Source organism: Mesorhizobium sp., assembly GCF_024509055.1.
Lineage (GTDB): Bacteria > Pseudomonadota > Alphaproteobacteria > Rhizobiales > Rhizobiaceae > Mesorhizobium.
In genome coordinates this window covers 1-8616 of record NZ_JANINM010000549.1, presented here as the reverse complement: position 1 = coordinate 8616, position 8616 = coordinate 1, and the positions used below count along the sequence as shown (strand labels likewise).

General features: G+C 63.4%; 10 protein-coding genes. 3 read left to right on the top strand and 7 right to left on the bottom strand.

Going from position 1 to position 8616, the window contains the following annotated elements:
- Positions 1 to 758, bottom strand: a 758-nt coding sequence (locus Q0L57_RS33205) for an ABC transporter substrate-binding protein (RefSeq protein ID WP_296747322.1), incomplete at its 3' end; no start/stop codon positions are given.
- Between the two features lie 579 nt (positions 759 to 1337).
- Here Q0L57_RS33205 and Q0L57_RS33200 point away from each other — a divergent pair.
- Positions 1338 to 1673, top strand: coding sequence for a hypothetical protein (locus Q0L57_RS33200; RefSeq protein ID WP_296747321.1), 336 nt, complete (start codon positions 1338 to 1340; stop codon positions 1671 to 1673).
- Between the two features lie 114 nt (positions 1674 to 1787).
- Here the strand turns inward: Q0L57_RS33200 and Q0L57_RS33195 are convergent, their stop codons facing one another.
- The gene (locus Q0L57_RS33195; protein WP_296747323.1) at positions 1788 to 2387 is read right to left on the bottom strand and encodes a YdeI family protein; all 600 of its coding nucleotides are present in this window, start codon (positions 2385 to 2387) and stop codon (positions 1788 to 1790) included.
- A 179-nt stretch (positions 2388 to 2566) separates the two neighbouring features.
- On the opposite strand from Q0L57_RS33195, the gene Q0L57_RS33190 reads away from it, so the two are divergent.
- Positions 2567 to 2911 (top strand): glyoxalase/bleomycin resistance/dioxygenase family protein, encoded by a 345-nt coding sequence (locus tag Q0L57_RS33190; RefSeq protein ID WP_296747320.1) that lies wholly within the window; start codon positions 2567 to 2569, stop codon positions 2909 to 2911.
- 13 nt (positions 2912 to 2924) lie between these two features.
- Here Q0L57_RS33190 and Q0L57_RS33185 read toward each other — a convergent pair whose 3' ends face one another.
- From Q0L57_RS33185 to Q0L57_RS33170, 4 genes are all read right to left on the bottom strand, one after another.
- On the bottom strand, positions 2925 to 3647 hold the full coding sequence (locus tag Q0L57_RS33185) for an amino acid ABC transporter ATP-binding protein (RefSeq protein WP_296747319.1): 723 nt from the start codon (positions 3645 to 3647) through the stop codon (positions 2925 to 2927).
- On the bottom strand, positions 3634 to 4302 hold the full coding sequence (locus Q0L57_RS33180; RefSeq protein WP_296747318.1) for an amino acid ABC transporter permease: 669 nt from the start codon (positions 4300 to 4302) through the stop codon (positions 3634 to 3636). Before Q0L57_RS33180 ends, Q0L57_RS33185 begins: the two co-directional genes overlap by 14 nt.
- Before the next feature lie 128 nt (positions 4303 to 4430).
- Positions 4431 to 5243, bottom strand: coding sequence for a basic amino acid ABC transporter substrate-binding protein (locus Q0L57_RS33175; RefSeq protein ID WP_296747317.1), 813 nt, complete (start codon positions 5241 to 5243; stop codon positions 4431 to 4433).
- A gap of 130 nt (positions 5244 to 5373) precedes the next feature.
- Positions 5374 to 6276 (bottom strand): S1C family serine protease, encoded by a 903-nt coding sequence (locus tag Q0L57_RS33170; RefSeq protein WP_296747316.1) that lies wholly within the window; start codon positions 6274 to 6276, stop codon positions 5374 to 5376.
- Between the two features lie 351 nt (positions 6277 to 6627).
- On the opposite strand from Q0L57_RS33170, the gene yghU reads away from it, so the two are divergent.
- Complete coding sequence (gene yghU, locus Q0L57_RS33165; protein ID WP_296747315.1) at positions 6628 to 7497, top strand: glutathione-dependent disulfide-bond oxidoreductase; 870 nt, start codon at positions 6628 to 6630, stop codon at positions 7495 to 7497.
- Between the two features lie 314 nt (positions 7498 to 7811).
- Here the strand turns inward: yghU and Q0L57_RS33160 are convergent, their stop codons facing one another.
- A complete protein-coding gene (locus Q0L57_RS33160) occupies positions 7812 to 8357 on the bottom strand; it encodes a YbhB/YbcL family Raf kinase inhibitor-like protein (protein WP_296747314.1) in 546 nt (181 codons plus the stop codon).
- Positions 8358 to 8616: the final 259 nt, after the last annotated feature.

Genomic DNA, 8616 nt, shown 5'->3' with positions numbered 1-8616 from the left:
GCCGCCAGCCGCTGGCCGCCGGCGACGATGCCGAACTCGGCCGCCTGCTTGATGGCGTTGGAGGTGTCAAGGCCGGCATTGGCAAGCCCGACGATCTTGGCGCCGGAGGACTGCGCCTGCAGCAGGAAGGAGGAATAGTCGGTGGCGCCGAGCGGATAGCGCACCTCGCCCAGCACCTTGCCGCCGGCGGCTTCGACCAGCTTGGCGGTCTGGTCCTTCAGCGAATAGCCGAAGGCATAGTCGACAGTGATGAAGTACCAGCTGTCGCCGCCCTGCTTCACCAGCTCGCCGCCGGTGCCGACGGCCTGCGAATGGGTGTCGTAGGCCCAGTGGAAGCCGTAGGGCGAGCACTGTTTGCCGGTGAGGTCGGTGGACGCGGCGCCGGTGACGATGTCGATCTTCTTCTTTTCCTTGGAGATGCCCTGGACGGCCAGAGCCACGGAGGACGTGGTGAGCTCCATGATCGCGTCGACCTGCTCGGTGTCGTACCACTGGCGCGCGATGTTGGAAGCGATGTCCGGCTTGTTCTGGTGGTCGGCGCTGACGATCTCGATCGGGGCGCCCTGCACCTTGCCGCCGAAATCCTCGACCGCCATCTTGGCGGCCTCGACCGACCATTTGCCGCCGAAATCGGCATAGACGCCCGACTGGTCGTTCAGGATGCCGATCTTGACCTTGCCGTCGGAAATCTGGCCGGCCGCCGCCGGCATTGCGGTCGCCGCCAGCAGCGCGGCCGAAACGAGATAGGATGCTTTCACTGCCAATTCCTCCCTGGTGGCCAACCAACGGCAAACGCGGCGGCCCTGCGATGGTTCAATGGTTGCGTCCGATGTCCTGGAAAATGCGGGCTCGCGCCCCGCTTTCTCTCCTCTGCCCGACCACGCCACCGCCCGGAATGCGCGAAACCTAGCATCAGATTTCGCGGACCGAGAATGCTATTTTCGTATGATGGCGCAAGGGCAGGCCAGTCGATTGCCGAGCCAATCGACCATGCGAGGCTGATTTCTCGTTAAGCAATTGTAATTACTCGGTTTTCCATTTTCTCGTCGAATTTGCAACGAGTGAGTGGAAAAACTATATTTTTCAGCGGCTTACCTCGGCAACGCCGCCGTTCGTCACGCAACGACTTGCCGTCGCGACCCGATCGCGTCGATACCCGGCAAAATCACGGTCCGGACCATGCGCCCAGGCCACCACCGCTACCGGAAACAATGCGGAAACAAGATTCAACAGTGCGGAAAAACTCGCGAAAAGAGCGGGTGTCATAACGGTACCCGGAGCAGCCGACCACTACGGCGAGCGACAAAAGACATCGATCCTTGAAAGGAATGCCGATTATGAAAAAGACCCTTCTCTCCGCTCTCGGCCTGGCCGTCGCGCTCGCCTTCGCGGTGCCTGCCGCCAACGCCCAGACCACCACGACGGCGCCCGCCACCACGACCGCCCCGGCCACGACGACGACCACCGCCCCTGCTCCGGCCGCCACCGAGACGGCGAAGCCCCCGGTCAAGGCCGTCAAGAAGCACAGGAAGCATCGCCGGCATCATCATCACGGCCGCAAGCATCACCTGCGCAAGCACAACCGGCACCACATGAGGAAGCACCACACCCGCAAGCATCATGTGAAGAAGCACTCGCACAAGAAGCCCGCCAAGAAGCCGGCCGCCGCATAAGGCCCGGTCCTCCCGAACTTCATGACCGATGGTTTCGGGCCTTGGTTCCCGGGTTCGAAACCATCTCCTCCCTGAAAGCGCCGTCCCTGTTGGGGCGGCGTTTTTGGTTGGCGGTCACTTCTGCTTCTGCGGATAGATCGTCTCGCCGCGCTTCAGCATTTCGACGAAGCCCTCGATCTTCTTCTTCCTTCCGGCCTCGGTCTTCATGTTGTGGGTGCGGAAGGCGAGCGAGAAGCGGTTCTGGGCCGAGAGCTTTTCGAACATTGCCCTCGCCTTCGGCTCGGCGTCGATCGCCGCCTGCAGGTCTGGCGGGATGGTCATGTCCTTCGACCCGCCATAGGCGCGGTCCCAGCGGCCGTCGGCCTTGGCCGCCTCGACCTCCTTGAGGCCATGCCTGGTCATGCGGCCCTCCTCGATCAGCCGGGCGACATTGTCGATGTTGATCTTGCTCCAGATGCTCTTCTTGCCGCGTGGCGTGTAGCGCTGGAGGAAGCTTTTATCGTCGAACGACTTGCGCACCGCGTCGATCCAGCCGAAGCACAGCACAACGTCGATCGCCTCTTTGGGCGTGATCGAAGGCAGGCCGGAGCCGACCTTGTGCACCTTGATCCAGACCTCGCTTTCGCCGGCGTGGTTGTCGGCCAGCCAGGCATGGAAGCTCCCCGCGTCGGGAAACTCGCGGACCTTGTCCGGATCGACCTTGATGGGCGCCATCATCACCTCGTCATCTCGTTGCCGGCCACTGTGACCGATTCCCTCGCCCTTGTAGCCCGGCCACCTGCCAGTTCATGTCAGCAGGCGTCCGGAGATCGGCCCGCGGGCGCCCGCAAAAGGAACGGGCGGCACCCACGCGGCGTTGCTGGAGAACCGCGAAAGCACGGAGGAGGTCCAGGATGGGCATCGAAACAATCTTCGCCCATGTCAGTTGTTCATATCTCGAAACCAGCACGAAATGGTACGAAAAACTGTTCGGCAGGCCCCCTGCCCGTCGGCCGATGGATGGACTTGTCGAATGGCAGTTCACCGACAGCGCCGAAGTCCAGCTCTTCGAGGACAAGGACAAGGCCGGAACCAGCACGCTGACCCTCGGCGTATTGCCGCTGGAGCCCGAGCGCAAGCGCCTGGCCGACTCTGGTCTCGCGCCCGGCCCGATCGAGGAGACGAAGGACTTCTACATCATGCGCATGCGCGATCCGGACGACAATCTCGTCGTCCTCGCCAGCGCCAGGCGCAACTGACGCGACGCGAGGGCTACAGGATCTTCGCCAGGAAGCTCTTGGTGCGGTTCCTCTGCGGGTCCGAGAAGAGCGCCTTGGGCGGCCCTTCCTCCACGATCATGCCGTCATCCATGAAGATCACCCGGTGCCCGACCTCGCGCGCAAAGCCCATCTCATGGGTGACGACCACCATCGTCATGCCCTCGACGGCGAGGTTCTTCATGACCTGAAGCACCTCGCCGACCATTTCGGGATCGAGCGCGGAGGTCGGCTCGTCGAAGAGCATGACATCCGGTCCCATCGCCAGCGAGCGGGCGATCGCCACGCGTTGCTGCTGGCCGCCGGAAAGCTCGTCCGGATAGCTCGCTTCCTTGCCGACGAGGCCGACCTTGGCCAGCAACTCGCGCGCGACCCGGTTGGCCTCCTCGGTCGTGATCTTCTTGACCTTGCGCGGCCCGATGGTGACGTTCTCCAGGATGGTCAGGTGCTTGAACAGGTTGAACTGCTGAAACACCATGCCGACATGCTGGCGCAGCTTGTGGATGTTCGTCTTCGGGTCGGTAAGCACCATGCCAGCGATTTCGATCTCGCCGCTTGTCGCCGTCTCCAGACCGTTGAGGCAGCGCAGGAACGTGCTCTTGCCGCTGCCGGAAGGGCCGATGACGACGACGACTTCCTTTTCCTCCACGTGAGTGCTTATCCCCTTGAGGATCTCGTTGTGGCCGAAGGACTTGTGAAGGTCCTTAACGTTTATCAACTTGAAGCCTCCTCTCCAGATAGGACGCGAACTTCGACAGCGAGAAGATGAGGACGAAGTAGAGGGCGGCGATCAGCCCCCAGATCGCGAAGGACGCGAAGGTCTCGGCAATCACGATCTCGCCCTTGTAGACCAGTTCGGCGATGCCGACCGGCGCCAGCAGCGAGGTGTCCTTGATCGTCTGTGCCGCCTGGTTGACCAGCGGCGGGATCATCCGCTTGAACGCCTGCGGCAGCACGATGTAGCGCATCGTCTGGTAGCCGTTCATGGCGATCGACTGCGCCGCCTCCTTCTGGCCCCGGTCGACGCCGAGGATGCCGGCGCGAATGATCTCGGTGACATAGGCGCCTTCGTTCAGGCTGAGCGTGAAGGCCGCTGCGAGGATGGGATAGGTCAGCTGCCCGAACCACCGGTTGACGGGCAGGATCGCCGGCAGCCCGAGCACGATGAAGAAGAGCTGCACCAGGAGCGGCGTGGACCGGAAGATCTCGACATAGCCGGTGCCGATCCAGCGCAGCGGCGCGACTGTCGACAGGCGCATCAGAGCGGCGACGAGGCCGATGACCACCATCAGGACGATGGCGACGATCGAATACTGGATGGTCAGCCGCAAGCCATCCAGGATGACGGGTAGGTTTTGCCAGATGGGGCCCATGGAGCATGCCTTGGATTGCTGTTTTCCGCCCGCCTCGCCGCAAGCAATGCACGGCGCGGCCTCGCGCCATGCACACCGTCGCCGGACGGCCCGGAAAGGCCGAGGGATCTATGGTTCAGGCGATCCGATCAGCCCGAAATCGCAACGGCCGCCGGCTTTTCAACGCCATTGACCACGCCGCTGGTATCGCCTCCGAAATAGGTCTGGAACAGTTTCTGGTATTCGCCGCTCTGCTTGATCTTGGCGAGGCCGTCATTGATCTTCTGAACCAGCTCCGGCTTCTGCTTGCTGATGGCTATGCCGTAGAATTCGCCGGTCAGCAGCGGGCCGACTGTCTTGACGTCGTCATGGCTGGCCTTGAAGTTGACGTTGACCGGATTGTCGAAGATGACGGCGTCCGCGCCGCCGGTCTCGAGCGCCTGATAGGCGGCGTCGATGCTCTGGAACTGCTTCACATAATCGGACGCGAAGCCGTGGCCGGTCAGGTAATCGACCGACGAGGTCGCCTTCTTGGTCGCGACCACGTGGCCCTTGAGGTCGTCGAAGCTCTTGATGTCGGAATCCTTCTTCACCAGCACCGACAGGCCGGATTTGTAATAGGCATCGCTGAACTCGACATTCTGCATGCGGCTGGTCTTGATCGTGATCCCGGCAACCGCGGCGTCGATGGAGCCGGCCTGCAGGCTGGGGATGATGCCGTTGAACGGCAATGTCTTCAGGCTGACCGTCATGCCCTCGGCCTTGGCGATCGCCTTGATCATGTCGATGTCGAAGCCGGTGACCTCGCCGTTCGTCTCGGTCTCGAATGGCGGGAAGGTCGTGTCGGCGCCGACGACGATGGTGGTCGCGCTTTGTGCGGCCGCCATGGAGGTGGCGCCGAATGAGAATATGAGGCCGGACGCCAGCGAGGTGACCAGCAGGATAAGCGACTTCTTGTTCACGGATGTCTCCTTTCGGCGGGCATTCGTCAGCTGAACGCGTCGACGACGAGGAGTGGTGCGCAATGCATGAACTCAAAGCCCGTACAACCCATCTGGATCGGCGGGCACTCAAGTCAAGGCTTACAAGTGCTTACTGCAGCTGCGGCTTCTTGAGGAAGGCGTTGCGGTCGGCGGATTTGACGCGCAGCCAGGTCTCGCGGCCGTCGCGCACCACGCGCAGCGGGATCTCCGAACCCGCCGGGTTCTCCCAGAGCTTGCGGTAGAAATCGGCGAGGCCGTCGACCTCGCCGTCGCGCACCTCGGAGATGATGTCGCCCTGGCGCAGGCCGGCCTGCGCGGCCGGGCCGCCCTCGGCGACGCTCATCACAACCACCATGCCGTTGGATTCGGCCGAGAATGCGCCCAGCCACGGACGCGGCGGTTTCGCCACCTGGCCGCGCTTGATGAGGTCGTCCAGGATCGGCTTCAGAAGGTCGATCGGCACAACCATATTGATGTCGGCCACCTCGCCGGCCCGGCTCATCTGCAGGCGCAGTGAGCCGACGCCGAGCAGCTTGCCGTCACGGTCGAACAGCGCGGCGCCGCCCCAGGACGGGTGCGCCGGCGCGGTGAAGATCGCCTCGTCGACCAGATATTCCCAATAACCGGCAAATTCCTGCTTGGTGACGATGTGGGCGTCGACCTGCTGGCCGATGCCGTCGGCGAGCGTGACCGCATCGCCGATTTCGGCCTTCCTGGCATTGCCGAACTGGACGGCCGGCAGGCCAAGCGGCGACAGCGCCTGCACCAGCCCGAAGCCGGTTTCCTGGTCGTAGGCCAGTGCATGGGCGGCAATCACGCGGCCGTCCTGGTCGGTCAGCCACACTTCCTCCGCCTCGGTGATCAGGTAGCCGATGGTGAGCACCAGCCCGTTGTCGCGGATCACCACGCCGCTGCCTTCGCGGCGCGTGCCCAGCGCATTGGCGGTGAAGGCGTCGTCCGGCACCGTGGCGCGCACGGCGACGACGGAGCGGGCGATTTTCTCGACGGTCATTGGTCAGTCCTGGATTGCGGGTCTTTGATTGCGGGTCTTTTCCTATAGGTATGGCCAAAGGTGCGCGGCGCAAGGGCTGGCGCTCTCCTTCTCCCCTTGTGGGAGAAGGTGTCGCCGAAGGCGACGGATGAGGGGTGCTCCAGGAAACACCAGCGTCTCATTCCGCTGGAACACCCCTCATCCGTCTCGGCGCTAAGGCGCCGATCCACCTTCTCCCACAACCGGAGAATTGAAAGCGCCAGGCTGGCCCAAGCGCTAGTTCAAGGAAAATTGAACTTTTTTCTTTGACGCGCGCGGCGGCGCACCTAAGTCTATCGCGGACCGACCTCTCATCCCAAAGGGCCTCCCCTAATGAACCAGTATATTCCGCCGAAAGTCTGGACCTGGAACAAGCCGAGCGGCGGCACCTTCGCCTCGATCAACCGGCCGGTCGCAGGGCCGACGCATGAGAAGGAACTGCCGGTCGGCAAGCACCCGCTGCAGCTCTATTCGCTGGCCACGCCCAACGGCCAGAAGGTCACGATCATGCTGGAGGAGCTGCTGGCGCTGGGACACAAGGGCGCCGAATACGACGCCTGGCTGATCAAGATCGGCGACGGCGACCAGTTCGGCTCGGGCTTCGTCGAGGTCAATCCGAACTCCAAGATTCCGGCGCTGATGGACCGCAGCGAGCCGAAGCCGGTGCGTGTGTTCGAGTCCGGCTCGATCCTCACCTACCTGGCTGAGAAATTCGGCGCCTTCCTGCCGACCGAGCGCGCCGCCCGCGCGGAAACCTTCTCATGGCTGTTCTGGCAGATGGGCTCCGCACCCTATCTCGGCGGCGGTTTCGGCCATTTTTACGCCTATGCGCCGGAAAAGATCGAATACGCCATCGACCGCTTCGCCATGGAGACCAAGCGGCAGATGGACGTGCTGGACCGCCGCCTGGCCGAGAGTGAGTACCTGGCCGGCCCCGACTACACCATCGCCGACATGGCGGTCTGGCCCTGGTATGGCGGGCTCTCCAAGGGCCGCAGCTACAACGACGCCGCCGAGTTCCTGTCGGTGCATGAATACAAGCATGTGCAGCGCTGGGCCGACGCGATCGACGCGAGGCCGGCAGTGAAGCGCGGCCGCATGGTCAACCGCACCTCGGGCGACCCGGCCTACCAACTGCACGAGCGCCACGACGCCAGCGACTTCGAAACGAAGACGCAGGACAAGCTGGAAGCGGCGAAGTGAGGCGTTGATACTGCTGATCTCCCCCCTTGAGGGGGAGATGGCCGGCAGGCCAGAGGGGGTGCTGCCCCGCCAGCCTGTCGGCAGTCTGCGGCTCAGCCAACGCTTCGTCATCCTCGGGCTTGACCCTAGGACCCATGCCTTGACGGTCGCCGAAGAATGCGGCCAATCGGAATTCCGCACCGCTGCTTCCAGGTAAAGGCATGGATCCTAGGGTCTGCGCGCGTCGCTTCGCTCCTTGCTCCGCCCTAGGATGACGAAGGAGATTCCCTCGCTTCCTCTCTGTCGCCTTCGGCGACATCTCCCCTCAAGGGGGCCTACCTCCCGTACGTATACGTCACGCTCGCATCGCCGAGCGCCTGGCTCTTGGCGGCGACGGACACCATTTCGGGCGACGGATTGTCGGGCGTGCGCAGCGTCTTCTCGCCCAGCGCGTAGAGCGTGAAGACGTAGTGATGCGCCCTGCCCGGCGGCGGGCATGGGCCGAAATAGCCGGCGCGGCCGATGCCGCCCGTGCCGAGCACCGTGCCCTTGGGCAGGCCCTTGCCGCCCTTGGAGCCGGCGCCTTCGGGCAGACCCTTGGCGCTTGCCGGGATGTTCCAGGCCAGCCAATGCCAGAAACCCTTGCCGCCATTTGCGTCGGGGTCGAACATGGTCAGCGCGTAGCTCTTGGTGCCGGCCGGCGGGTCCTTCCAGGCAAGCGCGATCGACACGCTGCCGCCCGTGCAGCCGCCGGCCTTGTCGCCCAGATACTTCTCGGCCCATTTGCCGTCGGAAACCGACGGGCTGGAGATCTCGAAAGCGGCCGCCTGGCCGGCGAAAGCAACAAGGGCAAATATGCCGAAGCCAAGACGCAGGAACATGGCACTCCTCCCCTAAAGGCGCTGCACATTACAGCTAATATAGCTAAAGTCCGATGTTATTCCGGCAAACTTTGCGTGACGGGCGGCGGGCGCTGGAGCCTTGTGGGGGATGGCTGGCAGGCCAGAGGGGGCGCGAAGGAGCGCGAGCTATCTCCTTCGTCATTCTAGGGCGGAGCAAGGAGCGAAGCGACGCGGCGCAGACCATAGAATCCTGTGTGTTGGTTCAGGTGTATGGTTTGAAGTGGGAAGGAGACCGAGT

What these genes read in the sequence shown, in the direction of transcription:
- Q0L57_RS33200 (WP_296747321.1), top strand. Translation starts at nt 1,338, where the DNA reads ATGAAAAAGACCCTTCTCTCCGCTCTCGGCCTGGCCGTCGCGCTCGCC.
- Q0L57_RS33195 (WP_296747323.1), bottom strand. Translation starts at nt 2,387, where the DNA reads ATGGCGCCCATCAAGGTCGATCCGGACAAGGTCCGCGAGTTTCCCGAC.
- Q0L57_RS33190 (WP_296747320.1), top strand. Translation starts at nt 2,567, where the DNA reads ATGGGCATCGAAACAATCTTCGCCCATGTCAGTTGTTCATATCTCGAA.
- Q0L57_RS33180 (WP_296747318.1), bottom strand. Translation starts at nt 4,302, where the DNA reads ATGGGCCCCATCTGGCAAAACCTACCCGTCATCCTGGATGGCTTGCGG.
- Q0L57_RS33170 (WP_296747316.1), bottom strand. Translation starts at nt 6,276, where the DNA reads ATGACCGTCGAGAAAATCGCCCGCTCCGTCGTCGCCGTGCGCGCCACG.
- yghU (WP_296747315.1), top strand. Translation starts at nt 6,628, where the DNA reads ATGAACCAGTATATTCCGCCGAAAGTCTGGACCTGGAACAAGCCGAGC.
- Q0L57_RS33160 (WP_296747314.1), bottom strand. Translation starts at nt 8,357, where the DNA reads ATGTTCCTGCGTCTTGGCTTCGGCATATTTGCCCTTGTTGCTTTCGCC.